The following is a 24,336-nucleotide window of genomic DNA, read 5'->3' on the forward strand; positions in this document are numbered from 1 at the left end:
GCAAGGCCGCCGCCCTCGTACAAGGCGCGGCCTGAAGCGTGGGGCCGTAGCTCAGTTGGGAGAGCGCTGCAATCGCACTGCAGAGGTCAGGGGTTCAAATCCCCTCGGCTCCACCAAGCTTCCGGCACGAAATATCCCAAATGCATAGGTTCAAGCCTCCCGGAACGCGCAAAGGCGCAGGCCGCGCGATGCGTGTCCACGTAAGCAGGTTCAGGCGTCGCGTCGGACTTCAGATGTCCGAGGGCTTCTGCATGGTCTCGACCATTTCCCTGAGATCGCGCAGCATGGCGGGGACCTTGGAGCCGAGGGCCGTGCCCGGCGGTTCGTTCTCGGTCTGCACCAACCGGTGGCGCGCGGCGACGATGTGCCGGCGCATGAGGATTTCCGCCATCTGGCCATCGCCCTCGGCGATCGCCTCGATGATGCGGATGTGGTCGCGATAGGCCGGAACCTGGTCTGGCCCGGTGGTGCGGTAGCGGCACAGGCGGATCAGCGAATAGAGGTCGCCGCACAGCAGTCGCTTGAGCAGATAGGACTTTGCGCCCTTGGCGATGCGGTAATGGATGTCCTCGTCGCCGAAAGCCTGCGGATAGATTGTGCCCTCGTGATTGGCGAGGTCGAGATGCTCCTGCAGCAGCGTCTTGAGGGCCGCGCGCTCTTCCTCGGTCATCCGCTCGGCGGCGAGCCGCGCGGCCAGCCCTTCCAGCACTTCGCGAATCTCGTAGATCTCGGCAAGGTCCATGGTGGAGAGTTGCACCACGCGCACCCCCAGATGCGGCAGGCGCACCACGAGGCCGCCGCCTTCGAGCCGGCGTAGCGCCTCGCGCAGCGGCCCCCGGCTGACGCCGAACCGGGCCGCCAGAGTTTCCTCGCCGAGCTTGGTTCCCATCGACAGCTTGCCGCTGACGATCTCGAACTCCAACTCGCGAAAGATGCGGTCGGCCCGCGTCATGCTCTCGGTCGTCAACATGCGTATCGTGTCCGAAACTGCCTCCCTCAGTATAGAGTCCTGCTCGGATCGATGAAACCGCCCCTTGGGCGGTTGTGCATGCGTCGTCACGTGACGAGGTTCCGCGGAGTGCCAGCCCAAAACATTTCAATGTTTTCAACGAGCTGGTTTGCGAGGCTCTGGATCGCTTCGCGGCTCGACCACGCGACATGGGGCGTCAGGATGACATTCTCTCGCTCGAGCAGCCGCATCATGACATGCGCGCGCGGAGGCGGTTCCACCGTTGCCACGTCGAAGCCGGCGCCTGCCACCTGGCCCGCCTCCAGCGCCTCGGCGAGCGCTTCCTCGTCGACCAGCCCGCCGCGCGCGGTGTTGATGATCAGCGGTCGGCGCTCCATCAGCGCGAATTCCGCGCGCCCGACCATGTTGCGCGTCGAGGGCATCAAGGGGGCGTGCAGGGTTAGGACGTCGCTGCGGCGCAGCACCTCCTCGAACGGCGTGTAGAGCGGGCCCATGCCCTCGACGCCCTTATAGGCGGAGAACAGCGGCGTCATGCCGAAGGCGCGCCCGATGGTCGCCACCGCCTGACCTATCACGCCGTCGCCAATGATGCCGAGCACCGAGCCGGACAGGTCGTGGACCGGATAGTCGAAATAGGAAAACTGGTTGGTCTCGATCCAGCGGCCGCTCGCCACCGAGGCGCGATAGGGAATGAGGCTTCGGCGCAGCGCCAGAATCAGCGCGAAAGTGTGCTCGGGAACGGTGTTGGCGGCGTAATTGCGGATGTTCGACACCTTGATGCCTGCCACCCGGCACGCCTCGACATCGGCAATATCGTAGCCGGTCGCGGCAATCGCGATGAAGGACAGGTTCGGCGCACGTGCGATGACGTCGGCACGGAGCGGCACCTTGTTGGTCACCACGATATGCGCGCCCGCAATGCGCTCGGCGACCTGATCGGCCGAGGTCGCCGCGTAGACCTTCAGTTCGTGATCGAATCCGGGAGCAGGGACGCAAATGTCGTCGGGCAGCGTTTCCCGATCGAGGAAGACAATCAGCGGCTTTTCGGGGCGTGACACGGCGGGCTCCAAAAAAGGCGCGGCGGAAAGAGAGGCAAGCCGCCGCGCGAGGCTCCTGGGATGCGGGTCGGCTGCGTCAGTTCACGGCTTCGCCGAGCTCGGCGAGCTTTTCGCGGCCGTCGATCATGTCCTGCAGTGTGCCGAAGGCGTTCATGTAGTGGCCCTCGAAGCCGAGCTGGTCCAGCCGGCGGAACAGATGAGGGAAGTCGAAATCGCCCTTGCCGGGAAGGAGGTGCTCCTCCTTGCCGTTGCGCCAGCAATCGGCGAGGCGGACCTCGTCGCAGCGGCGGATGTCGAAGGCTTCGAGGAAGGCATCCACCCCGTCTTCCACGATGTGGGCATGATTGGCGGTGAAGGCCCACCGCAGCTTCGGCGAGTCGAGACGGTCGAAATAATACCGGGCCTCCTCGACATTATGCGCGAGGTAGTGGACCTCGGCGTCGTCGGGCTCCCAGTTCATATTTTCGAGCAGCAGTGTGAGGTCGATCTTCTCGGCATAGTCGACAAGGCGCTTGATACGCTCCAGGCCGGCTTCCATGCGCAGCTTCACGTCGGAGGTGAAGTGGTAGCCGGCATGGATCACCATCCATTCGCCGCCGAGCTTCTTGCAGGCGTCCATATGTCCTGTGAGGTAGCGCTCCACGCCGTCGCGCACATGGGGGGCGTATTCGGCCATGTTGACGGCCGACATGGTGTGGATGCCGACATGGATGCCATGAGCGTCGCAGACGTCGCGAATGCCCCTGATGCGCTCGGGTGTCAGGGTTTCGATGGCGTTGGGCGCCACGTCGATCTTGAGGTCCAGGTACTTGATGCCGTGCGCGACCGCAGCCGCTAGCCCGTCCTCGATCTTGTTGCGCTGGCCGAGGTCGACGCCGATGCGATCCCGCAAGCTCATGTTCCGTCTCCCGAATTGGGCCGAGGGGTGCTCCTGCCGGCCCATTGTTGACAATGCCGCGGCGAAAAGAGCACCGGAAATTCGATATGTCAACAATCTCATCGTGAAATGACCAATAACGAACCTGAAATAGACGATATGATTGAAATTTGCCCGGCATCGTAAAAATCATTGTTGACAATAAAGTATCGTCGGGAGAGGGTAAGCGTGAGGAAACGATGCGCACGGCGGGAAACGCCGGCGCGGTCATGCGGAGCAGAAAGCGGCTCAGTTCGCTTCGGCCCGGGAGGGACTATGAAGGTCGGTTTCGTCGGCCTCGGCGCCATGGGTGCGCCGATGGCGAACAATCTTATTGCCGCGGGTTATCCCATCTTCGTGCACTCGCGGCGCCGTGCATCGGCCGAGGCGATGCTCGCCAAGGGCGCCGTCTGGAGCGAGGCCCCGCGCGAACTCGCCGCGCAATGCGACGTGGTGCTGGGCAGCCTGCCCGATCCTCCTACGGTGGAGGCGGTCATGGCCGGCGGGGACGGCCTGCTCGCCGGGCTGCGGCCCGGAAGCTGCTTCATCGACCTCTCGACCAATTCACCGACTGTCGTGCGCCGCCTGTTCGACACGCTGGCGGATCGGGGCGTCGACATGCTTGACGCGCCGGTCAGCGGAGGGCCTAAGGGCGCGGCCTCGCGCAAGCTCGCCATCTGGACCAGCGGCAGCCGCACCGCGTTCGACGCCAGCCTGCCGGTGCTGGAGGCCATGGGCGACCAGGTGCGCTTTCTGGGCGCCATCGGAAGCGCCACCGTCGCCAAGTTGGTCCACAACTGCGCGAACTACACGATGAACATTGTGCTCGCCGAGGTGTTCTCGCTCGGCGTCAAGGCTGGCGTGCCGCCGCTCGACCTGTTCGCGGCGGTGCGACAGGGGTCGCTCGGCCGCCAGAGTACCATTGACCGCCTTGCCGACCAGTTCCTCCCGGCCCGCTTCGAGACGCCTTCCTTCGCGTTGAACCTCGCGCACAAGGATGTCGCGCTCGCCACGGAACTCGCGCGCGAACTCGGCGTGCCGATGCGGCTCGCCAATCTCGCCTTCGCCGAAATGACCGAAGCGCTCAATCGCGGCTGGGGTGCCGATGATTCCCGATCCCCCATGAGGCTGCAGACCGAGCGTGCGGGGGTCACCATCCAGGTGCCGCAGGAAGAACTGCAGGTGCTGAGGGAGAAGGAACCGCTGAACCGGGGCTAAGCGCCGGACAGTGAAAAAGACCGGCAAGAAACAATAGCCGGGTTTAGAGGAGGAAGAAGCAATGACGACCAAGACGCTCTGCAAGACGACGTGGAAGTTGGCGGCGCTGGCCTCGTTTGCCGCCGTGGCGATGAACGGTGCGGCGCTCGCCCAGGACAAGATTCCCTACCCGGTCTCCACCAGCACCATGGTAATGCAATCAAGTCCCGGTTCCGGTGGCGACCTGTTTCTGCGTGCGGTCGCTGATGCCGCCAACCGGCATATCGCTGCAAACTTCGCGGTTGAAAACGTGACGGGCGGTTCGGGCGCCAAGGCTATGGCGCTGCTCGGCAAGAGCCGGGGCGACGGCAGCATGCTGATGGGCGTGTCGCCGACCTATGTGAACACGTCCCTGCTGAGCAAGCCGCCGGTCGGCTATAGCGATTTGCAGCCGATCGTTCGCCTGTTTCTGGACTCGGTGATCGTGGTGGTGCGCGAGGACAGTCCCTACAAGACCCTCAAGGATGTCGTCGAGGCGGCGAAGAAGGCGCCGAATTCGGTCAAGGTGGCGGTGGGTGAGCCCGGCGGGCTGGAAACCCAGACCATGATCGAACTGATGCAGAAGACTGGCACCACGATCACGGTCATCAGCCATGACGGCGGCGGCGATGCCCTCCTGAGCGTGCTGAACGGTACCGCGGACTTCGCCATCGGCGAAGCGGCAGAACTGCGCGGCCAGCTCGATGCCAGGCAGATCCGCCCCATCGCTGCCTATACCGAGAAGCGCATCAACGGCTTCCCCGACCTGCCGACCGCCCGCGAGCAGGGCATCGACATGGTGGTCCAGAAGTTCCGCGGCATCATCGGCCCTAGGAATGTCTCCCCCGAAGTCATCAAGGCGTGGGAAGACGCGGTACCGAAGATGCTCGCCGACCCTGCGTTCAAGAAGTGGTACGAAGAGGGTGCGCTGATCCCCGCCTTCCAGAACCACACGGATTTCGAGGCGTTCATCAACAATTTCGGCACTCAGCAGAAAGAATTCTTCCTGGCCAACAACCTGATCAAGGGGTGACGAGATAGCCAAGGGAGGATGACGACATGCCCACGCAGATCATATCTGGCGTTGTACTTGTCGCATTGGCCGGAATCTACTGGTTCCAGGCCGATGTCATACCCAAGAGCCCGATGAGCGGCAGCGTCGGAGCTGACGGACTTCCGAAATTGCTGGCGTTCGCTCTGGGTGGGCTGTCGCTTCTCCTGATCGCGCAGGGCGTGCTGTCCCGCTCGTCCAGCCCGCCGGCCGACATCTTCGAGGAGACCGAGGCCGACCGGGTCACCGAGCGGCGCGGTCATCTGATGGCAGCAGCCCTGCTGGTGGTGACGATCCTCTACACCGTGCTGCTGCCCTATGTCGGCTACACGGTGGCCATGGGGCTGCTGCTGATCACGGTCGGCGTCTTCTACAATCGCCGGCTGACCCTCGGCATCGGAATGTTCGCCGTCATCGGCGCCGTCGTTTTCCATCTCATTTTCATCACGCTGCTCGGGGTGCGGATGCCGGAAGGGATCTGGCCCGATCTCTTCGCCGCTCTCCACACGTCGCGGCCGTGATCCGTCGGGAATTGGATCGAGCATGACCAATCTTTATTATGTTTGGGAGGGGATGACCTCCCCCTCCATTCTGCTCGCCGCAGTCGCCGGCGTGCTGTGGGGCATGTGCGGCGGCGCGCTGCCGGGCATCTCCACCGCCATCGCCATGTCGCTGGTCCTGCCCTTTACCTACGGCATGGAGCCGTCGGCGGCGCTGGTACTGCTCGGCGCCATCTACATCGGCTCCGAATATGGCGGTTCGATCCCGGCGATCCTGATCCGCACGCCCGCCTCGGGCTCGTCAGCGGCGACGGTGGTCGACGGCTACGCCATGCAGTGCCAGGGACGCGGCGGCGAGGCGCTCGGCCTCTCGCTGGTTGGCGGCACGATCGGCGGGTTCGTCGGCCTGCTGCTGCTCAGCGTGCTGACGCAGCAATTGTCCAAGGTCGCGCTCTGGTTCACGCCGCCGGCCTATTTCGCGCTCGGCATTCTCGGCATCAGCGTGATCGCCTCGCTCTCCGAGGGGCAGGTGATCAAGGGCCTGATCGCCGGTGTGCTCGGCCTCATGGTCGCGACCATCGGCACCGATCCGGTTTCCGGGGTGATGCGCTTCACCTTCGGCTTTCCCGAGTTGATGGGCGGCGTCCCGGTGATCATCGTCATGATGGGCGTGTTCGCCGTGACCGAATTGCTGATGCAGGCCCGAGAACGCGACTATCCCGAGGACATCACGGAACGCTCCTCGCGGCTGAAGCTGCCAAGCCTCAAGAAGCTGTGGCAACTGCGCGTGCCGCAGATCATCGCCATCATCTTCGGCACCATCGAAGGCCTGACGCCGGGCGGCGGCGGCTCCATCGCGGCCTTCATCTCCTATAATGAGGCCAAGCGCTGGTCGAAAGAGCCCGAGAAGTTCGGCAAGGGTTCCGAGGAAGGCGTGATCGCGCCGGAGACCGCGAACAATGTGGTGGCGCTCACCGCGCTGATCCCGACGCTCAGCTTCGGCATTCCGGGCACGGCCACGGCGGCGATCCTGCTCGCGGCGCTGCTGATCCACGGCCTGCATCCGGGTCCGAACCTGTTCTCGGCTCACCCCGATGTGGTGTACCAGCTGTTCGGCGGCTTGTTCGTCGCCAATCTTGGCATGTTCGTCTTCGGCCTGGTCATCCTCAGCCCGATCATCTGGCTGGTAAACCGCCCGCGCGCCTATCTGCGCGCCGGCATTTTCGGCCTCATCTTCTCGGGGATCTATTCGGTCAACGGCAGCGAGTTCGACCTCTATCTCGTGCTGGCGATCGGCGTGATCGGCTATCTGCTGAGGGCCTTGCGGTTTCCGTTCCTGCCCTTCGTGCTGGCCGTGGTGCTGGGCTACATGATCGAGGCCAATTACCGGCGCTCGCTGCTCATCACCAATGGCGACCACATGGTGTTCTTCCAGAACCCCATCAGCCTCGGGCTGCTCACCATCTCGGCGATCTTCATCCTCCATCCCCTCTACCGGCAGTTCCGGCAGCGTCGCGACGGCTCGCAGGTCTCGCGCCCTCAGGAATCGTGACTTAACGAAAGGAAGTAACCAACATGATCCCCGCGATTTCCAAGAAGAAGTTCATCATCCTCGCCCGGGTGAACGAGTACAAGATGCGGGACAAGAACCCGAATATACCGTTCACACCCGACGAGATCGCCGATGCGGCGGTGGAGTGCGAGGCCGCGGGCGCGGCGATCATTCACTTCCACGCCCGCAATCCCGATGGCGGCAGATGCTACGATCCCGAAGTCTACCTCGATATCGTCCGCAAGATCCGCGAGCGTACCGACCTGATCATCGACTCGACGCTGGGCCAGAACACGATCAAGGGCGACGAGGCGCGCTCGGCACATATCGTGAAGATGGGCGAGGACCCCAATGCCCGCGCCGACATGGCGGCGATCGACGTAGGCAGCACCAATCTCGACGTCTACGACTATGACCGCAAGCAGTTCGAGACCACCGATCATACCTATGTGAACACGGTGAAGACCACCATGTTCCTGGCCGAGCGCATGCACGAGAACGGCATCCGCCCGCATCTGTCGTGCTGGACAATCCCGTTCCTGCGTCAGACCGATGCGCTGCTCGACATGGGGGTGTTCAAGGAGCCGGGCTTCATCCAGCTCTGCTTCTGCGAAGGCGGCATCGTCGGCGGCCATCGCTGCACTACGGACGAGGCGATGGCCTATATCCGCGCCATGCCGACGAGCAAGCAGGTCGAATGGACCTGCAACTGCAAGGAGGGCAACCTGCTGCCCGCCGCGACGCTTGCCATGGAACTGGGTGGCCACATCTCGATCGGCATCGGCGATTATGAATATCCCGAGCTCGGCTACCCGACCAATGGCCAGTTGGTGAAGTTCTTCGCCGACCTCGCGCGTGGCTATGGCCGCCCGATCGCGACGCCGGCGGAAGCCCGGCAAATGCTGGGTCTGCCCGCGCGGGAGAAGCGCGTCACACAAGCTGCCTGAGGGCCTACTGCCGGAGTGCGCGGCGCTCCGGCTTTTTTCTTCAAAGAGCCATCGCCCGGATCACACGATCGGAGGTCGGGCGCGGCACCATGAACACGGTGTCGCTGATGATCAGCGGCCCTGGTGGGCATCTGTTCTGCCGATGCCGAGTGAGCGCGACCCCTCCGGCTCGCGCTCTCGGGTGCGCGCCAGAGCGCGCGCAGTTCCATGAACAGCCATGGCAGAGATTGGCAAGGTAGTTCAGGTCGCCATCGGCGAAGGAGCGCCGCATCCATGGCCGGGACACAGCGCACAGCTCTTCGCAAGAGCGGCAGGAATTGCAGGTCGTCATTAGCCGGTCGGCTTCGGTGAGCGCATTAGTGGCGTGCATTGTCGGCGGCCTCCCGTCCCGCGATCCGGCCGGAGACGCTGCCGATGGTCACGCCGATGCCGGCGGCGTAGCCCCTGCCGAGCACGTTGCCGGCCGTGATCTCGCCGGCGGCGAACATGTTCTGTCCCGGCTCGCCTCCGGCCATGAACATCTGGGCTCTCGGTTCACCCGCGTGCCCAGATAGGTGAAGGTGATGCCTCGCCGCACCGAATAGGCGTAGAACGGGTTCTGCTCCATACGCCGCGCCCAATGGTTCTTGGGCGGTGACACCCCCGCGATCCGGCATTCGTCGAGGATATTGTCGTTGAAGGTGCCGGCTGCATGGCGGCGTTGAAGCCGTCCACGGTCGCGCGCAGCTTCGCCGGATCGAGGTTCAGCTTGCCCGCCAGTTCCTTGATGCCGGCGCCGGTGACCGGCGGGAACTGCCAGACCACCCCAGATGGCATAGCGCGTGGGCCAGATGTCCTCGCCCTCATTGGAGAAGCGCTCGCAGTTCTGGTTCACGACGATGCCGAACACCACGCGGTCCAGGTGGGCGATGATGCCGCCATTGAATTTCGGCGCGCGGGCATCGGCACGGCGTGGCACTGCGCCGGGTCGCCGATCGTATCGACGCCGGCGCCCATCAGCATTTTCAGCACCGTGCCGCGATTATAGGGGGCGCGTGGATCAGGAAGTTTTCGGCGATGTCGCCCCAGCCTTCCTTCAGCCATTCGATATTGGCCTCGAAGCCTCCGGCGGCTGCGACCAGCGCGCCGGCCGCGACGCGCATCGTACCCTTCCTGATGGACGGGGGCTACGCGGAAGCGACCGTTCTGGACATCGAGTTCTACGCCGAGACCCTCCGCCGTGCGGTAGAGCGCGTTGAGCATGGCGTGCCCGCCGCCAAGGACGAACGAGTTGGTGCGCCCGAGGCTGAGCGTGCCGCCGAGAGAGGCTGGAAGCGCACGTCCTGTTCCACGATCCAGTGCGGCATCTCCTTGGATTCGTGGATCAGATCATGTGGCGCGCCAACTCCTCATTGGTCTGGCCGCCGATGACGCGCAGCAGATCGTCGAAGAACGCCTCCTCGCTGTCGGGGCCGGTGAGGATCTCGGTCGCCGTGCTGGGCGCACAGCGCATGTTGCGGGTGTGACGAGTATGGCGGCGCACAGTGCGGCTTTGCCCCCGGCAATCGCCAGCGCGTCGTAGGGCCCGCCCGCTCCGCGCCGGGAATGAACGACCGACACCTCTCGCTTCCCTTGGCCGAGACGAAGCGACGTCAGTGCCGCGCTCATTCGGGTGGCGTCATGGCGCTGGTGCTGCTCGGCCTGCGTCCGGCGCTGAACCGGCCCGGGGCCGCCCGCCGTAGCGCGTTCCTGAACGATGTCTTCGCCGGCTACCGTTATATCGCCCATACGCCGCCGGTGGCGACCATCTTCTTGATGGTGCTGGCGTTCTCGCTGCTCGGCCGCCCCTTCACCGAGCTGTTCCCCGCCATTGCCGGCAAGATGCTCGGCGGAGGGCCGGCCATGCTGTCGCTGCTGATGAGTGCGCAGGGCATCGGCGCGCTGGCGGGCGGGGCGTGGATGCTGCGCCGGCGCCCGATTCCCGCGCTGGCCCGCGTCACCTATGGCGCGGGCATCGGCATGGCGCTGGCGCTGGTCGGATTCTGCCTCGCCGGAAGTGGCCAGCTCGCCATCGTCCTGATCGCACTGGCGGGCCTTGGCCATGTGATGTGCAATATCGGCATGCAGTCGCTGGCGCAGCTCTTCGCCGTGCGGGAATTCCGCGGCCGGACCATGGCGCTGTACGGGCTGATCTTCCGGATCGGACCGGCCGCGAGCGCGGCGCTGATCGGCATGCTGGCGGAATGGCTGGGGCTGGCACCGTTGATCGGCGCGGCGGCGGTGGCCTGCGCGCTGTGCCTGATCGCCGTCGCCATCACCCGGCGCGGAGTGTTCACGCGCGAGCCGACCGCCACGGTCGCGCCGCCTTCGCGCTCGGCAGATTAGCCGCAGGACGAGCGTGCGGCCGGCGCGGCGCAGCAGGCGGGTGCCGGCGCCGCGAGCGCCTCCCGGTGCCGGGGCTTGCAGATGGCCGCGCGCGGCACCAGACGAAGCGTCACGCGCTCGTCCCCGATCTCCAGCCGGCCGGCATCGAACACCTGCATCGCCGCACCGGGTGGGCCGACCTCGAAGGTCAGCCGCGCCTCGGGATCGAGTGCGATGCGCCGGCCGACCTGATCGAGGATCGCGCGGAACTTTCCAACGCTCATGAAGGCCGTCTCTCCCCCGGGCGCGAGGTCCTCGACCTGCAGCACGGTTTCGCGCCATGAATCGGGATTGCCGCCGCAGTCCAGCGTGACGAAGCTGCCGGCCTTGACCTCGGTCAGGTGATAGCCGGGCCGAATGATGCGCCCGCCATATTCCATGACCAGCGCCTTGCCGTCATGCGGCGCCAGCGCGGCCAGGATGCCGCCGGTGGAGGCGTCGCCGTTAAAAAAATCCATATGGGAGGGGCTGGCGTTCGGCTGCATGATCGATTATCCATTGTCTCAATAAGTCTTGAGATATTGAGGTATCCATGAACGAAGCGCAAGCCCTCGATGCCTTCGCGGCGCTCTCGCAGGAAACCCGCCTGCGGATCGTGCGGCTTCTGGTGACCGCCGGCCCCGAAGGGCTGCCCGCCGGCGTCATCGGCGAGGCGATGGGCGGGGCCTCGTCCTCGCGCATGTCGTTTCACCTCGGCCAGCTTGAACAGGCCGGCCTTGTGGCCTCCCGCCGAGACGGGCGCTCGGTCATCTACAACGCCGCTTATCCCGCGCTGTCCGGCCTCATCGAATTCCTGATGCGCGACTGCTGCCAGGGGCATCCGGAGGTGTGCACTCCGGCCGTCACCGCGCTTTCCTCCTGCTGCCCGCCCACCAAAGGAACCGCCAATGCCTGAGGCCAGCCCCGCCGATCGCGTCTACAACGTGCTGTTCCTCTGCACCGGCAACTCCGCCCGTTCGATCCTCGCCGAGAGCATCCTGAGGCGGGACGGGCAGGGCCGGTTTCGCGCCTTCTCCGCCGGCAGCCAGCCCAAGGGCATCGTGAACCCCTTCGCGTTGAAGGTGCTGAAGGCGTGCGACTACCCGGCCGAGGACTTGCGCTCCAAGAGCTGGGAGGAGTTCGCGCAGCCCGGTGCCCCGGTCATGGACTTCGTGTTCACTGTCTGCGACAGCGCTGCCGGCGAAATCTGCCCGGTCTGGCCGGGGCAGCCGATGACCGCGCATTGGGGCATCGAGGATCCCGCGGCGGTCGAGGGCATGGACATCCAGAAGGAAGCCGCCTTCACCGATGCGTTCCGCTATCTCAAGAACCGGATCGCCGTGTTCGCGGCGCTGCCAATCACCAGCCTCGACCGCATGACGCTGGGCGCCCGGCTGGCCGAGATCGGGCAGCTCCACGGCACCACGAAGCCGCGCCCGAGCGCCGCATGAGGCCGCAGATGGACGTCAGCATCTATCACAACCCGGCTTGCGGCACCTCGCGCAACACGCTGGCGCTGCTGCGCCATGCCGGCGCCGACCCGCGGGTGATCGAGTATCTGACGACGCCGCCCTCGCGCGCCGAGCTGGACGATCTGGCCCGCCGTATCGGCCTGCCGCTGCATGACCTCATCCGGCAGAAGGGCACGCCCTATGCGGAGCTGGGCCTCGGCGCGCCGGGGATCGACGAGGAACGGCTCCATGCCGCCATCGCCGCGCATCCCATCCTGATCAACCGGCCGATCGTGGTAGCGCCCGGCGGCGTGAAGCTGTGCCGACCCTCGGATGTCGTGCTCGACCTGCTGCCCGTCGCGCCTCCGGACGGGCTGCTCAAGGAGGAGGGCGTGCCGTTCCTGAAGGACACGCGCCTTGCGGGCAACGATGCCGGCCTGCGTGCCGCGCTGGAGGCGGAGGGGCTGCCGGTGGACGATCTCGGCGAGCCGTGGGCGGCGCTGTTCCGCTATGACACGCTCGAGGGCGAGAGCGTCGGCTATGGCGGCTTCGAACTGCACGGACCCGACGCGCTGGTGCGCTCGGTGGTGGTCTCGCCGGGCGCGCGCGGCGCCGGCATCGGCCGCAACATCGTGCCGCTGCTGCTGTTTCGCGCTTATGAGGCCGGCGCGCGCCGGGCCTTCCTGCTCACCACCTCGGCCGCGCCGTTCTTCGGCAAGCTCGGCTTCCGCGACATGGCGCGCGACGCGGCGCCGAATGCGATCCGCGCCAGCCGCCAGTTCGCGGCGCTGTGCCCGGCGAGTGCTTCCCTCATGACCCGCAAGCTCGGCTTTTAAACCCATGAACAGCTTCGAACGTTATCTCACCCTCTGGGTCGCGCTGTGCATCGTGGTCGGCATCGCGCTCGGCCATGTCCTGCCCGGCGCGTTCCAGGCGATCGGCGCGATCGAGGTGGCGAAGGTCAACCTCCCGGTCGCGGTGCTGATCTGGCTGATGGTCATTCCAATGCTGCTCAGGATCGACTTCGCCGCGCTGGGCGAGGTCGGCCGCCACTGGCGCGGCATCGGCGTCACCCTGTTCGTGAACTGGGCGGTGAAGCCGTTCTCCATGGCGTTGCTGGGTTGGCTGTTCATTGGCTGGCTGTTCCGTCCGCTGCTGCCGGCCGACCAGATCGACAGCTATATCGCCGGGCTGATCATCCTCGCCGCCGCGCCCTGCACCGCCATGGTGTTCGTCTGGTCGAACCTGACCAAGGGCGAGCCGCATTTCACCCTGAGCCAGGTGGCACTCAACGACGCGATCATGGTGGTGGCCTTCGCGCCCATCGTCGGTCTGTTGCTGGGCCTGTCCGCCATCACCGTGCCATGGGGCACGCTGGTGCTGTCGGTGGTGCTCTACATCGTGATCCCGGTGATCGTCGCACAATTGCTGCGCCGCCGCCTGCTGGCGCGCGGGGGGCAGCCGGCGCTCGACCGGCTGCTGGCCCGGCTCGGGCCGGCCTCGCTGGTGGCGCTGCTGGCGACGCTGGTGCTGCTGTTCGGCTTTCAGGGCGAGGCGATCCTGGCGCAGCCCATGGTGATCGCGCTGCTGGCCGTGCCGATCCTGATCCAGGTCTATTTCAATGCCGGGCTCGCCTATCTGCTGAACCGGGCGAGCGGGGAGGCGCATTGCGTCGCCGGCCCGTCCGCGCTGATCGGGGCGTCCAACTTCTTCGAGCTGGCAGTCGCCGCCGCCATCAGCCTGTTCGGTTTCCACTCCGGCGCGGCGCTGGCCACCGTCGTCGGCGTGCTGATCGAGGTGCCGGTGATGCTCTCCGTGGTGTGGATCGTGAACCGATCCAAGGGGTGGTACGAGCGCGGCGGTACGGCGAAGGTGCCGACCAAGGTGTCCGGGTAGGGCCCGCGGGCGGGCCTGAGCCGCCTCGCGCCGCCGGGTGCCGCACCGATGGGCTGATCGGCCGGGTCGACACTGAGCGGTTCGCCGTGCTGTCGGACGCGGTGTTCGACCAGATGGAGCCGGACGGCCGGTGATGTGCGGCGGGAGCCTCCCGAGGGCGAGGCCTCCGCCGCGGCTCAGCCGGCCGGGACGGGCTCTGTCGCGGGGTGCGCGGTGGAGGCGCTGCCCGGCCGGATGCGGAACCAGATGGCGTAGAGCGCCGGCAGAAACACGAGGATGAGCACGGTTCCCGCCGCCGTGCCGCCGATCAGCGTGTAGGCGAGCGATCCCCAGAACACCGACAGGGTGAGCGGGGCGAAGGCCAGCACCGCCGCCAGCGCGGTGAGCACCACGGGCCGCGCCCGCTGCACCGTCGCCTCCACCACGGCCTCATAGGGGCTCAGTCCGGCGTCCTCGTTGACGTGGATCTGGTCGATCAGGATCAGGGTGTTGCGCATCAATATGCCGGACAGGCCGATCAGCCCGAGTATGCCATTGAAGCCGAACGGCACCTGGAACGCCAGCAGCATCGGCACGACGCCGACCAGACCCAACGGCGCGGTGAGGAACACCATGAACATGGCCGAGAACGAGCGGACTTGCAGGATGATCACCAGCAAAGTGAGCCCGATCATGATCGGGAAAATCGGCGCCAGCGCATCGTTCGCCTTCTTCGATTCCTCGGCATTGCCGCCGATCTCGATCCGGTAGCCGGGCGGGAGCGCGGCGATCACCGGCTGGAGCGCGGTCCAGATGGCGGCGGTGACCTGCGGCGGCTGAAGCTCCTCATTATAGTCCGCCTGCACGCTGATGGTGGGGATACGGTTGCGCCGGCGCAGCACCGGGTCCTCGGGGCGTACCTCGACATGGCCGATCTGGCTGAGCGGGATCGGCTGGCCGTCGCTGTTCACCAGTGTGAGGTCGTCCAGTCGGCTGAGGTCGGGCTTTTCGCCGAGATCGCTGCGGGCCACGAGATCGACGGTGCGGATATCCTCGCGGACCTGACTGATGGTCACGCCGCGCAGCAGCACCTGCAATTGTTCGGCGGCATCGGTCGTGGTCAGGCCGATCGCCTGCAGCCGGTCCTGGTCCAGCACGAAATGCGCGGTCGGCACCCTCTCGCCCCAGTCGCGGTTGACCATGCGGGTATTGGGATCGGCGCGCATCACCGCTTCCACCTTGTCGGCGATGGTGCCGAGCGTGGCGGCATCCGGCCCCATCACCCGGAACACCACCGGGAAATGCGAATAGGGGCCGAAGGTGAGCTGGGTGACACGCACGCGCGCTTCCGGCGCGAGGCCGTCGGCAACCGCCTGACGGGTGCGCAGCTTGAGGATGTCGCGTGCTTCCTGGCTGCCCGTGAGCACGATGATCTTGGCGAAGGAAGGGTCCGGAAGCTCCGGGTTGTAGGCGAGCCAGAAGCGCGGGGCGCCGGCGCCGACATAGCTGGTCACCACCTCCGATTCCGGCTGCTGGCGCAGCCAGTCCTCGACGCGGCGGGCGACGATCCCGGTGGCGTTGATGCCGGTGCCTTCCGGCATCTGCACCTCGACGAACACCTCGCGGCGGTCGGATGTCGGGAAGAATTGCTGCTTGAGGGCGCCCATGCCGGCGAGGGATGCCAGGAAGATCACGAACACGGCGGCGGCGACGAAGAACTTGCGCCGGATCGACCAGCTCACCAGCCGCCGGAAGCGGTTGTAGTTCGGCGTGTTGTAGATGTGCTCATAGGCGCCGCCCTCGATCTTCTTGATCTCCGGCAGCAGCTTCACGCCGAGATAGGGCGTGAAATAGACCGCCACCACCCAGGAGGTGATGAGCGAGAAGCCGGTGATCCAGAAGATGTTGCCGGCATATTCGCCGGCGGTGGAGCGGGCGAAGCCGACCGGCAGGAAGCCGATGATGGTCACCACCGTGCCCGCCAGCATCGGCGCGGCGGTGTGCGACCAGGCATAGGAGGCGGCCTCGACGCGGCTCCATCCCTCCTCCAGCTTCACCACCATGATCTCGATGGCGATGATCGCATCGTCCACCAAGAGGCCGAGCGACAGGATCAGCGCGCCGAGCGTGATGCGGTCGAGCATGCGGCCGGTCACCATCATGATCACGAGGACGGCTGCGAGGGTGAGGGGTACGGCGGCGGCGACCACGATGCCGACGCGCCAGCCGAGGCTGAGGAGGGAGACCAGCATCACCACGCCGAGCGCCACGAAGAACTTCAGCGTGAACTCGCCGATGGCCTCCTCGATATTGATCGCCTGATCGGTGACCTTCGAGAGGGTCACGCCCACGGGAAGGTCGTCGCCGAGCGTCTTCTCCGCCTGCGCCAGCGCCTCGCCCAAATCGAGACCGTTCCAACGCTCTTTCATCACCACATTGATGATCAACGCCTCCTGCCCGTCATTGCGGATCAGGAAGCTCGGCGGGTCCTCATAGCCGCGCTCGACGGTCGCGATGTCCGAGAGCTTGATAACGCGGCCATTGGAGACGATCGGCGTCTCGCGGATCTTCGCGAGGTCGTCCAGCGCCCCGTCGAGCCGCAGGAACACTTCGGGGCCGGCGGTCTCCACCGAGCCGGCCGGCACCACGGCGTTCTGCCGCTGGAGCGCCGCGAAGACGTCGTTCGGGCTGACGCCGAGTGTGGCGAGACGCGAATAGGAGAAGTTGACGAAAATCCGCTCCGGCCGCTCGCCGAGCAGGGTGACCTTCTTGACGCCCGGGACATGCAGCAGGCGCTGGCGGATGGTCTCGGCGTGGCGCACCAATTGGCGCTGCGGCAGGCCGGCGCCCTTCAGCGCGTAGACCGCGAACACGACGTCGGAGTACTCGTCATTGACGAAGGGGCCGATCGTGCCCTGGGGCAACTTGCTCTTGAGGTCTCCCAGCTCCAGCTTCTTGCGCGCCTCGTAGAACTGGCCCGGCACCGCGTCGGGCGGGGTGGAGTCGCCGAGGAACACCGTGGTGAGCGCGAGGCCGGGGCGCGCCAGCGTCTCCACGCGATCGTAATAATCCAGCTCCTGCATCCGCTTCTCGATCGGGTCGGCGACGAGGTCCTGCATCTCCTGCGCGGTGGCGCCCGGCCAGATCGCGGTCACGGTCAGCGCCTTGACGGTGAAGGGCGGATCCTCGGCGCGCCCGAGCCAGAGATACGCCACCAGCCCGGCGACGATGATGGCGATGATCAGGAACAGCGTGATGCTGCCCTGGCGGACCGCGATGGCGGACAGGTTGAACCGGTTCACTGCATGGCCGCCTTCTGTTCGGCGACGCGGATTTCCTCGTCGGCATGCAGGAAATGCCCGCCTGTGGCGACGATGGTCTCGCCCGCGGTGACGCCGGAAGACAGGGTGACACGCTCGGCGCCGAGCTTGCGGACCTCGACGGCGCGGCGCTCCAGCCTGCCGCCCTCCAGCACGACCCAGACAAAGAAGCCGCCGCCCTCGTCGTTCAGTGCGGCGATCGGGATCGAGGTGAGGGCGGCCGGGTCGCCGAGCGGGACATTGATGGTGATGGTGGCGCCGAGCGGGGCGCGAGCGGCGTCGCCCTCCAGCACATAGCGTGCGTCATAGGTCCGGGTGCGCGGGTCGGCGGAATCCGAAAGCTGGCGCAGTCGGGCGCTGGCTGTGACGTCGCCACCATAGAGGCTGGCCCGCGCCACCGAGCCGATGACGGGGCGAACCGATTCCGGCAGGCTGACCGATGCCTCGCGCGCCCCGGCATGGGCGAGCCGCACCACGGCCTGACCGGCCGACACCACCTGTCCGGGCTCGGCCAGCGTTTCCACGATCACGCCGTCCTGGTCTGCCAGCAATTGCGCATAGGAACTCTGGTTGCGCGCCACCTGCGCCTCGGCCTTGGCAGCCTCGAGATTGGCGTTGGCTGTGTCGAGCGCGGCGCGCGCCTGTTCGTAGCGCTGCTGGGTCGCCCAGCCATTGGCGCGCAATTCGCGATAGCGCACCTCGTCGGCCGCCGCCTGCGTGCGCAGCGCCTCCGCCGCCGCGACCGCGCGCTCCTGCGCGGCGATCTGGAGGTCGAGATCGGTGCGGTCGATGCGCAGCAGCGGCTGGCCGGCCGCGACGGTCTGTCCGGTATCGACCAGCCGCTCGGTGATCTTGCCCGGCACCCGGAAGCCGAGATTGCTCTCGACACGGGCGGCGATCACGCCGGTGAAGGCGCGCAGCGGCGGCTCGGCCGGCTGGACGTTCGCGGTCTGGACCAGGCGGGGCGCCTGACGAGGATCGGCCTGAACCTCCGGCTTGCAGCCGGCGGCAAGGAGGGCCGCGAGCGCCGCCGCGGCGAAGGCGATGCGTTGGGAGGCGATCATGGGTCCCTCGGTAAATTTAGGGGTGCATTTTTAAATTATGATTATAATATAAAGAGACGGACGACATTTGCGCAAGGCGGAAAATGATGATCGTCATTTTAAATGATCGTCCCGTCGATGCCCGGGGCGCCGTCAGGACCGCCGGGTCGCGCCTGCGCCGGCCGCTGTTTCGGCATGGAAAGATCCCGGTCATTTGATATTATGATCATAATTAAACATCGCGGCGCAGGCTGCCGCCGCAGAAGGAGCGCAACATGCCTCTCAGCAAGGAACACAAGGCGGAGACGCGCGAGCGCATTCTGGAGAAGGCCAGTGCGCTGTTCCGGCGCGACGGCATTGATGGAGTGAGCGTGCCGGCGCTGATGAAGGAGGCCGGCCTTACCCATGGCGGCTTCTACGCGCATTTTGGGTCGAAGGACGAACTGGTCGCCGAGATCATCGAGCGCGCGCTCGGCGAGACCTCTAACTATCTGGACGCGGCGGCGCGGCAGTCGGACACGCCGGTCGCCGCCATTGTCGATACCTATGTCGCCGCCTCGCATCGCGACCATCCCGAGATCGGCTGCGCCGTCGCGGCGCTTGGCGCGGAGGCGGCGCGGGGCGCGCCGGTGGTTCGCGCGGCACTGGCCCGGGGCGTGCGCCGCGCGGCCGAGCGCCTCGGCAAGACGATGGGGCTGGACGGCGCCGACGAGGACGAGGCGCTCGCGCTCTATTCGAGCCTGATCGGCGCGATCGTGCTGGCGCGTGCCTGCGGCGACGATCCCGAACTCTCCAACCGCATCATCGACATCTGCCGGAAGCGGCTCAAGGCGAACTAAGGGCGGGCGACGCCACTATTCCACGAACATCTCGTCGTGCGTCCGGCGGATCGAGGCGGGGGTAAATCCGCACTCGGTCACCGGCCGCGTCGCCCTCGTCACCGGCTCGTCCGGGAGGGCGCATCTGGCGATATCCCTCCACGGCGCGGCGCGCCCCTCGGAGGGGATGCCCGATCAGACGTAGCAGGGGCCGTCGATCAGCGGGTAGCGGGCGAGGAAGGCCTCATTGACCTCAATCCCGATGCCGGGAAACTCGAGCGGCATGACGCAGCCCTCCGCATCAATCTTGAAGGCGTCGCGGCCCATCTCGTCGCGGAACGGGTTATGGCGGGTCAGATCGGCCTCGAAAAAGCCCGGCTGGTCGACGGAAGCGAGCAGGTGGACGCTGGCGGCCATGTTGAGGCCGGTGAGCGAGGTGTGCGGGTTCAGGCTGAGCTTCCAGCCCGAGGCCATGGCGGCGATGCGCAGCGTCTCGGTGATGCCGCCGGCCTTCGACAGGTCGGGCTGGATGAAGCCGACCGCGCCATCCTCGATGAGCGGAACGAAATCGAACCGCGTGAAATGGTTTTCGCCCGCTGCCAGCGGCACGCGCGCAAAGCCCGCCGCTTCGCGGTACAGCCGTCGATCGTGCGGGGGGAACGGCTCCTCCAGCCAGTCGACGCCCATTTCCTCGAAGGCAGGCATTGCGCGGCGGGCATCGGCGAGGGTGTAGCCGGTATTGGCGTCGACCAGAATGGTCGCGTCATCGCCGAGCGCGGCGCGCACCGCGGTCACGCGCGCAATGTCGCGTGCCGGGTTGTCGCCGACCCGCAGCTTGAGCGCGCGGTAGCCCTGCTCGACATAGCCCTGCGCCTCCTCCACCAGGGCCGCGGCGGGCTGGAAGCCGAGCGTGATGCCGCCGGCATAGGCCTTGATCGGCTTGGCTCGCCCGCCGAGCAGGCGATGCAGCGGCCATCCGGTCGCCTTGCCGCGAATGTCCCACAGCGCCATGTCGAGCCCGCTCAGCGCCATCGAGGCCGCTGCGCCCATGCCGTGGCTCGCGAGTTGCATGCGGTAGACGCGCTCCCAGATGCCCACGACATCGAGCGCGTCCATGCCGGTGACGAGTTCGGCCAGCGTGGTGTCGATGAGCCGTGCGATGGCGCCGGGCGCGCGGCCGTGATGAGCCTCGCCCCAGCCGGTCAGCCCTTCGTCGGTCTCGACCTTCACCAGCACGGCGTCGCGCTTCACCGCGCGGCCGATGCCGAGCCTAACGTTCTGGCCCTCGGGCACCCGGAAGGAGATCGGGAAGGCGGAGATGTGGCGTATGCGCATGGAAGACCTGATCACTTCGAGAGACGGATGGGATTGCGCGGCGGTTGGCCCGCCAGCACGCGCTGCATTTCGTCGACGGCGGCCAGACTGAGATCGCGCACGACGCTAGGCACCGAGCCGGCGCAATGGGGCGTGAGCAGCAGATGGGGGCAGTCCCGCAACGGACTGTCCGCCGGCAGCGGCTGCACGTCGTAGACATCGGTGGAGGCGCCGGCGATGCGCCCTTGCGTCAGTGCCTCGATCAGGGCCGCGGTATCGACCACCGGCCCGCGCGCCACATTGATGAGCACGCCGGTCGGCTTCATCCGCTGCAGCCGGTCCCGCGAGACCAGGCCCAGCGTTTCCGCGTTCAGCGGGCAGCTGAGGACTATGTGGTCGCTGGCGGCGAACAGCGCGTCGAGGTCGATGGCGTCCACCCCCTCGGGCAGCGGGCGCGCGCGCTGCGGCGAAACCACCTTCATGCCGAAGCCGTTGGCAATTCGCGCCACCTGCACGCCGACGCTGCCAAGGCCGACAATGCCGAGCGTGGTGCCCTCCAGCAGCGAGAAGCCACCGGACAGCGCGCGCGCCTCGTCCCAGCTGCTCTGGCGCAACCGCGCGTCGAGCGCGGCGACCGGCCGGCGCAGATGCTGGAGGCAGGCAATGGCGAATTCCGCGACCGCGCGGGCATTGATGCCCGGCACATTGGCGACGGTGACGCCGGCGGCATGGGCGCCGTCCAGCGGAATCATGTCGACGCCCGCGCCATGGCGCACGGCGGCCTTGACCCGCGGCGCACGGGCGAAGATGTCGTCCGGCAGGTTGCGGCGCACGATGATGCCGTCGGTTTCGGCGGCGAGCCGGTACAGCGTCGCGTGGTCGGCGTCCGGCAGCAGCACCGGCTCGGCGAAGCCGCGCAGCAGGATTTCCGCGTCCGGATGGATCGGATCGGTGAGAAGTACCCGGTGCATGACGATCCAGTCCTTTCAGATGACGGGGTTTTCAAGGACGCCCAGCCCTTCGACATGCGCGCGCATCACAGTGCCGCGCTTCAGCCAGGCGGGTGGGATGTGGGCAATGGCGACGCCGGCCGGCGTGCCGGTGGCGATCATGTCGCCGGGGCGCAGGTCGTGGAGCCGCGAGACCCGCGCGATGAGCTCGGCCACGCCGAACAGCATGTCGTCGGTCGAGCCGCGCTGGCGTTCGAGGCCGTCGACATGCAGCGTGACCTCGAGCCGCTCGGGGTCGGCAATGTCGTCGGCGCTGGCCAGGAACGGCCCCAGCGGCCCGAAGGTCGCGAAATTCTTGCCGCGCCGGAAATTTCCGTCGGCGCGGACGCATTCGGTTGCCGTCACGTCGTTGAAGATCGTGTAGCCGGCGACGTGTTCGAGGGCGTGGCCGGCATCGAGGCCGGAGGCCGGTCGGCCGATGATCACCGCCAGCTCCGCCTCATAGGTGATGCCCCCGGCCTCCGGCGGCAGCACCACGGGCTCGCCGGGCGCGATCACGGTGCGGGTTTCCTTCAGGAACATCACGGGTTCCGCCGGTAGCGGCAGGCCGCGCTCGGCGATCGCCCGGCGATAATTATAGGCTGCCGCGAAGATGCGGTGCGGGCGCAGCGGCGCGTGCAGCTTCACCTCGGTGAGCAGAAGCCACGCCTCGGCGGGAAGGTCGGTGGCGGCGATCTTGGCGGCGATCCGGGCCGCAATGTCCGCAAGCCCCGCCTCGACGAACTCCATGACATCGGCGGGAGTGTCGCCCCGCGCGGCGGCGACGGCCAGATGGCCGAGGTCGAGCACCCGCGCGCCGTCCCGGCTCAGCATGCCGGCGCGCGTGACGCCGACATGCTCGAAAGTGACGAACCGCATCGGCTTACTCCGCCGAGGACAGCGCGCCTTCGCCATCCGGCTCCTGCGGAGGCCGGCGGCGCAGGCCGTTCAGCACGAACCAGACTACCAGCGCCAGCGCGAGGGCGAGCAGGCAACCGCTGATCGGCGAGAGGATGAAGATGCTGAAGTCCCCGCCGCCGAGCAGGAGCGCGCGGCGGAAGTTCTCCTCCATCATCGGGCCGAGAATGAAGGCGATCAGCAGCGGCGCGGGCGGAAAGCCGAGCAGGCGCATGCCGTAGCCGAACAGGCCGAACGCCAGGATGAGCCAGATATCGAACACGGACAGGTTCATGCTGTAGGCGCCGATCGCCATGAACATGACGATCATCGGGTAGAGGAAGCGGTAGGGGATTTGCAGCAGGCGCACCCAGACCCCGATCATCGGAATGTTGAGCACCAGCAGCATCACGTTGCCGATCCAGAAGCTGGCCACCAGCCCCCAGAAGATATCCGGGTGCTTGACGATGAAATTGGGGCCGGGCGCGATGCCGTGGATCATCAGGGCCCCCATCATCACCGCCATGGTGGCGCTGCCGGGAACGCCGAGCGCCAGCGTCGGGATGAAGGCGGTCTGCACCGCGGCATTGTTGGCGGCCTCGGGCGAGGCGATGCCCTCGACGGCGCCTTTGCCGAAGCGGCTCGGATCGCGCGCCACGCGCTTTTCCAGCGCATAGGACACGAAGGAGGCCAGCGCCGGCCCGACGCCGGGCAGCGGTCCAGCGAGGCAGCCGATCATGGTGCCGCGCAGGGTGGGAAACACCGAGCGGCGGACCTCGTTGCGGTTCGGGATCATCGACGACAGGCGAATCTTGCCGGCGATCATCTGGCCCTTGGGAGTGAGCACGGAATCGATGATCTCGGTCACGCCGAACACGCCCATGGCGAGGGTCACGATGCTCACGCCGTCGAACAGGTCGCTCAGATTCAGCGTGTAGCGCATGACGCCGGAATTGATGTCGGTGCCGACGAAGCCGAGCAGCAGGCCCATCACCACCATGCCGATGCCTTTCAGCGGCGAGTCGGACGAGATGGACGCGGCGGCGAGCAGGCCCAGCACCATGACCGAAACATATTCCGCCGGCCCGAAGGCCAGCCCGACGGCGAGCACCAGCGGCGTCAGCAGCGTCAGGATGATGATGCCGATCGAGCCGCCGACGAAGGAGGCAATGGTGGTGACGAACAGCGCGACCCCGGCCTTGCCCTGCCGCGCCAGCGGATAGCCATCGAGGCACGTCACCGCGCTCGCGGTTCCCCCGGGCAGGTTGATGAGGATTGAGGTGATCGAGCCGCCATATTCGGCGCCGTAATAGACGCCGGCCAGCATGATCAGCGCCGTGGTTGGATCGAGATAGAAGGTGACCGGCAGCAGCATCGAGATCGACGCCAGCGGACCGATGCCCGGCAGCACGCCGACAAAGGTGCCCAGCGTCACGCCGAGCAGGCAGTAGCTGAGATTTTCCAGCGTCGCGGCGTGGATGAACCCTTGCAGGATCAGATCCATGACAGCACTCCCGCGAAGGACGGCACCGGAACCGACAGGCCGACGATGAAGATGAGCCAGGCCAGCACCGTACCCGCCACCGCGAGGCCGAGCACGGCGCCCAGCCGGTTCTCGGGATTGCCGACCGCGGAAATCGCGATCAGCAGCACGGTCGCCGGCAGCAGGCCGAGCGAGGTGACGGTGAGGCCGAAGGCGATGAGCCCGGCGCTCACGGTGAGTGCCGGGCGCCAGGCGACGCGGGGCAGGGGGGCCTCGAAGCGCAGGCCGGAAGCGATGAGGGCGATCCCGATTAGGACGCCGAGGCTGGAAACCACCAGAGGGAAATAGCCCGGCCCCATGCGGCGGGAGGTGCCGATCTCATAGCCGAAGGAAAACCAGAGGAAGAAGGCCGACACGAGGATCACGACGGACCCTCCGACCGTATCGCGAACATTCATCCGCATGAGGAGCAACTCCTTGAGCGACAGGCTGGGCGGGCGCGTGCGGGGCGATCCGCCGTGAGGACAGAACCGG

At 66.7% G+C, this 24,336-nt stretch carries 22 protein-coding genes, 1 tRNA gene and 2 pseudogenes; 12 read left to right on the forward strand and 13 right to left on the reverse strand.

From position 1 onward, the window contains the following. The first annotated feature begins 40 nt into the window (after window positions 1-40). Window positions 41-116, forward strand: a tRNA-Ala gene (locus MKI84_RS13890). Window positions 117-229: 113 nt separating this feature from the next. Here MKI84_RS13890 and MKI84_RS13895 read toward each other — a convergent pair. From MKI84_RS13895 to MKI84_RS13905, 3 genes are all read right to left on the reverse strand, one after another. Next, the gene (locus tag MKI84_RS13895) at window positions 230-970 is read right to left on the reverse strand and encodes a GntR family transcriptional regulator (protein WP_241620399.1); all 741 of its coding nucleotides are present in this window, start codon (window positions 968-970) and stop codon (window positions 230-232) included. An 86-nt stretch (window positions 971-1,056) separates the two neighbouring features. After that, window positions 1,057-2,028 (reverse strand): D-2-hydroxyacid dehydrogenase, encoded by a 972-nt coding sequence (locus tag MKI84_RS13900; protein ID WP_241620401.1) that lies wholly within the window; start codon window positions 2,026-2,028, stop codon window positions 1,057-1,059. A gap of 76 nt (window positions 2,029-2,104) precedes the next feature. After that, the gene (locus MKI84_RS13905; RefSeq protein WP_241620404.1) at window positions 2,105-2,926 is read right to left on the reverse strand and encodes a sugar phosphate isomerase/epimerase family protein; all 822 of its coding nucleotides are present in this window, start codon (window positions 2,924-2,926) and stop codon (window positions 2,105-2,107) included. A 294-nt stretch (window positions 2,927-3,220) separates the two neighbouring features. Here MKI84_RS13905 and MKI84_RS13910 point away from each other — a divergent pair, with 294 nt between their 5' ends. The 5 genes from MKI84_RS13910 to MKI84_RS13930 all read left to right on the forward strand — a co-directional run bounded on the left by MKI84_RS13910 (window position 3,221) and on the right by MKI84_RS13930 (window position 8,230). Further along, the gene (locus MKI84_RS13910) at window positions 3,221-4,162 is read left to right on the forward strand and encodes an NAD(P)-dependent oxidoreductase (RefSeq protein WP_241620405.1); all 942 of its coding nucleotides are present in this window, start codon (window positions 3,221-3,223) and stop codon (window positions 4,160-4,162) included. 97 nt (window positions 4,163-4,259) lie between these two features. Then, on the forward strand, window positions 4,260-5,213 hold the full coding sequence (locus MKI84_RS13915; RefSeq protein ID WP_241620407.1) for a tripartite tricarboxylate transporter substrate binding protein: 954 nt from the start codon (window positions 4,260-4,262) through the stop codon (window positions 5,211-5,213). Window positions 5,214-5,239: 26 nt separating this feature from the next. Continuing rightward, window positions 5,240-5,752, forward strand: a complete 513-nt coding sequence (locus MKI84_RS13920; protein ID WP_241620408.1) for a tripartite tricarboxylate transporter TctB family protein — start codon at window positions 5,240-5,242, stop codon at window positions 5,750-5,752. 22 nt (window positions 5,753-5,774) lie between these two features. Further along, a complete protein-coding gene (locus MKI84_RS13925) occupies window positions 5,775-7,283 on the forward strand; it encodes a tripartite tricarboxylate transporter permease (RefSeq protein WP_241620410.1) in 1,509 nt (502 codons plus the stop codon). Between the two features lie 23 nt (window positions 7,284-7,306). Beyond that, window positions 7,307-8,230, forward strand: a complete 924-nt coding sequence (locus MKI84_RS13930; protein ID WP_241620413.1) for a beta-keto acid cleavage family enzyme — start codon at window positions 7,307-7,309, stop codon at window positions 8,228-8,230. A gap of 211 nt (window positions 8,231-8,441) precedes the next feature. Here the strand turns inward: MKI84_RS13930 and tcuB are convergent. Together tcuB and MKI84_RS13940 are read right to left on the reverse strand one after the other, a co-directional pair. Beyond that, window positions 8,442-8,600, reverse strand: a pseudogene (gene tcuB / locus MKI84_RS13935) (tricarballylate utilization protein TcuB); the annotation flags it as partial. Then, window positions 8,587-9,743, reverse strand: a pseudogene (locus tag MKI84_RS13940) (FAD-binding protein); the annotation flags it as partial. The pseudogenes tcuB and MKI84_RS13940, both read right to left, overlap by 14 nt. Window positions 9,744-9,889: 146 nt before the next feature. Here MKI84_RS13940 and MKI84_RS13945 point away from each other — a divergent pair. Beyond that, window positions 9,890-10,594 (forward strand): MFS transporter, encoded by a 705-nt coding sequence (locus tag MKI84_RS13945; protein WP_241620415.1) that lies wholly within the window; start codon window positions 9,890-9,892, stop codon window positions 10,592-10,594. Here the strand turns inward: MKI84_RS13945 and MKI84_RS13950 are convergent. Further along, a complete protein-coding gene (locus MKI84_RS13950; RefSeq protein ID WP_241620417.1) occupies window positions 10,591-11,118 on the reverse strand; it encodes a DUF6428 family protein in 528 nt (175 codons plus the stop codon). The genes MKI84_RS13945 and MKI84_RS13950 overlap by 4 nt on opposite strands. A 47-nt stretch (window positions 11,119-11,165) precedes the next feature. Here MKI84_RS13950 and MKI84_RS13955 point away from each other — a divergent pair, with 47 nt between their 5' ends. From MKI84_RS13955 to arsB, 4 genes are read left to right on the forward strand one after another with little or no spacing between them, the layout of a single operon-like run. Then, entirely contained in the window at window positions 11,166-11,528 is a 363-nt protein-coding gene (locus tag MKI84_RS13955) for an ArsR/SmtB family transcription factor (RefSeq protein ID WP_241620418.1), read from the forward strand. Beyond that, window positions 11,521-12,063, forward strand: coding sequence for an arsenate reductase ArsC (locus MKI84_RS13960; protein ID WP_241620420.1), 543 nt, complete (start codon window positions 11,521-11,523; stop codon window positions 12,061-12,063). The genes MKI84_RS13955 and MKI84_RS13960 overlap by 8 nt, the downstream gene beginning before the upstream one ends. A gap of 8 nt (window positions 12,064-12,071) precedes the next feature. After that, window positions 12,072-12,899: an arsenic resistance N-acetyltransferase ArsN2 gene (gene arsN2 / locus MKI84_RS13965; protein WP_241620422.1), complete on the forward strand. Its 828-nt coding sequence runs from the start codon at window positions 12,072-12,074 to the stop codon at window positions 12,897-12,899. A 4-nt stretch (window positions 12,900-12,903) separates the two neighbouring features. Beyond that, a complete protein-coding gene (gene arsB / locus MKI84_RS13970) occupies window positions 12,904-13,959 on the forward strand; it encodes an ACR3 family arsenite efflux transporter (protein ID WP_241620424.1) in 1,056 nt (351 codons plus the stop codon). Between the two features lie 176 nt (window positions 13,960-14,135). On the opposite strand, the gene MKI84_RS13975 is transcribed toward arsB, so the two are convergent. After that, window positions 14,136-17,240 (reverse strand): efflux RND transporter permease subunit, encoded by a 3,105-nt coding sequence (locus MKI84_RS13975; protein WP_241620426.1) that lies wholly within the window; start codon window positions 17,238-17,240, stop codon window positions 14,136-14,138. Next, on the reverse strand, window positions 17,237-18,322 hold the full coding sequence (locus tag MKI84_RS13980; RefSeq protein WP_241620428.1) for an efflux RND transporter periplasmic adaptor subunit: 1,086 nt from the start codon (window positions 18,320-18,322) through the stop codon (window positions 17,237-17,239). The genes MKI84_RS13975 and MKI84_RS13980 overlap by 4 nt, the downstream gene beginning before the upstream one ends. Window positions 18,323-18,576: 254 nt before the next feature. Here MKI84_RS13980 and MKI84_RS13985 point away from each other — a divergent pair, with 254 nt between their 5' ends. After that, window positions 18,577-19,140: a TetR/AcrR family transcriptional regulator gene (locus MKI84_RS13985; protein ID WP_241620430.1), complete on the forward strand. Its 564-nt coding sequence runs from the start codon at window positions 18,577-18,579 to the stop codon at window positions 19,138-19,140. Between the two features lie 174 nt (window positions 19,141-19,314). Here MKI84_RS13985 and MKI84_RS13990 read toward each other — a convergent pair whose 3' ends face one another. Genes MKI84_RS13990 through MKI84_RS14010 form a run of 5 tightly spaced genes read right to left on the reverse strand, consistent with a single transcriptional unit; the run spans window position 19,315 to window position 24,227 of the window. Continuing rightward, window positions 19,315-20,454: a mandelate racemase/muconate lactonizing enzyme family protein gene (locus MKI84_RS13990; protein WP_241620431.1), complete on the reverse strand. Its 1,140-nt coding sequence runs from the start codon at window positions 20,452-20,454 to the stop codon at window positions 19,315-19,317. Between the two features lie 11 nt (window positions 20,455-20,465). Next, on the reverse strand, window positions 20,466-21,404 hold the full coding sequence (locus MKI84_RS13995; RefSeq protein WP_241620433.1) for an NAD(P)-dependent oxidoreductase: 939 nt from the start codon (window positions 21,402-21,404) through the stop codon (window positions 20,466-20,468). Window positions 21,405-21,419: 15 nt separating this feature from the next. Beyond that, complete coding sequence (locus MKI84_RS14000) at window positions 21,420-22,301, reverse strand: fumarylacetoacetate hydrolase family protein (RefSeq protein ID WP_241620435.1); 882 nt, start codon at window positions 22,299-22,301, stop codon at window positions 21,420-21,422. Between the two features lie 4 nt (window positions 22,302-22,305). Beyond that, entirely contained in the window at window positions 22,306-23,823 is a 1,518-nt protein-coding gene (locus tag MKI84_RS14005) for a tripartite tricarboxylate transporter permease (protein ID WP_241620436.1), read from the reverse strand. Then, window positions 23,814-24,227: a tripartite tricarboxylate transporter TctB family protein gene (locus tag MKI84_RS14010; protein WP_241620439.1), complete on the reverse strand. Its 414-nt coding sequence runs from the start codon at window positions 24,225-24,227 to the stop codon at window positions 23,814-23,816. The genes MKI84_RS14005 and MKI84_RS14010 overlap by 10 nt, the downstream gene beginning before the upstream one ends. Window positions 24,228-24,336: the final 109 nt, after the last annotated feature.

The sequence above is a fragment of the Ancylobacter gelatini genome, from assembly GCF_022601675.1.
In the GTDB taxonomy this organism is placed as follows: domain Bacteria; phylum Pseudomonadota; class Alphaproteobacteria; order Rhizobiales; family Xanthobacteraceae; genus Ancylobacter; species Ancylobacter gelatini.